This is a genomic window from Enterococcus alcedinis (assembly GCF_014635985.1).
Taxonomy (GTDB): Bacteria; Bacillota; Bacilli; order Lactobacillales; family Enterococcaceae; genus Enterococcus_I; species Enterococcus_I alcedinis.
In genome coordinates, this window is sequence record NZ_BMDT01000024.1 from 1 (window position 1) to 1,390 (window position 1,390).

Below are 1,390 nucleotides of genomic sequence, written 5' to 3' on the forward strand. Positions count from 1 at the left end.
TTGCTTGTTGGGGTTGTAGGACTCCGTTGTGGTAGTCTTTTCAGATAGTCGAATGACTTGGAAAAGTCAGTCAAAGAGGGTAAAAACCCCGTAGACGAAATTTGGAAGACACCTAGGAGGATCCTGAGTACGGCGGAACACGAGGAATTCCGTCGGAATCCGGGAGGACCATCTCCCAAGGCTAAATACTCTCTAGTGACCGATAGTGAACCAGTACCGTGAGGGAAAGGTGAAAAGCACCCCGGAAGGGGAGTGAAATAGATCCTGAAACCATGTGCCTACAACAAGTTAAAGCCCGTTAATGGGTGATAGCGTGCCTTTTGTAGAATGAACCGGCGAGTTACGATTATCTGCGAGGTTAAGTCGATGAGACGGAGCCGTAGCGAAAGCGAGTCTGAATAGGGCGATTGAGTAGGTGGTCGTAGACCCGAAACCAAGTGATCTACCCATGTCCAGGTTGAAGGTGCGGTAAAACGCACTGGAGGACCGAACCCACGTACGTTGAAAAGTGCGGGGATGAGGTGTGGGTAGCGGAGAAATTCCAAACGAACTTGGAGATAGCTGGTTCTCTCCGAAATAGCTTTAGGGCTAGCGTCAGATTTTAAGAATGATGGAGGTAGAGCACTGTTTGGACTAGGGGCCCATCTAGGGTTACCGAATTCAGATAAACTCCGAATGCCATTCATTTATATCTGGCAGTCAGACTGTGAGTGATAAGATCCATAGTCGAAAGGGAAACAGCCCAGACCACCAGCTAAGGTCCCAAAATTTATGTTAAGTGGAAAAGGATGTGGGGTTGCACAGACAACTAGGATGTTGGCTCAGAAGCAGCCATCATTTAAAGAGTGCGTAATAGCTCACTAGTCGAGTGACCCTGCGCCGAAAATTTACCGGGGCTAAACATAATACCGAAGCTGTGGAATGTACTTATGTACATTGGTAGGAGAGCGTTCTAAGGGCGTCGAAGGTAGACCGTGAGGACTGCTGGAGCGCTTAGAAGTGAGAATGCCGGTATGAGTAGCGAAAGACAGGTGAGAATCCTGTCCACCGTATGACTAAGGTTTCCAGGGGAAGGCTCGTCCGCCCTGGGTTAGTCGGGACCTAAGCTGAGGCCGATAGGCGTAGGCGATGGACAACAGGTTGATATTCCTGTACTCGTTGTTTTTGTTTGAACAATGGAGGGACGCAGGAGGCTAAGGAATGCAGACGATTGGAAATGTCTGTCCAAGCAACAAGTCTTAGTGAGAGTCAAATGCTTTCACTTATACGGACAAGTTGTGATGGGGAGGGAAATTTAAGTACCGAAGTTCCTGATGTCACACTGCCAAGAAAAGCTTCTAGTTAGAAAACAACGACCCGTACCGTAAACCGACACAGGTAGTCGAGGAGA

The 1,390-nt window shown here is 48.5% G+C and carries 1 rRNA gene; it reads left to right on the forward strand.

The features are described 5' to 3' along the window. A 23S ribosomal RNA gene (locus IEV09_RS12640) occupies positions 1 to 1,390 on the forward strand; the annotation flags it as partial.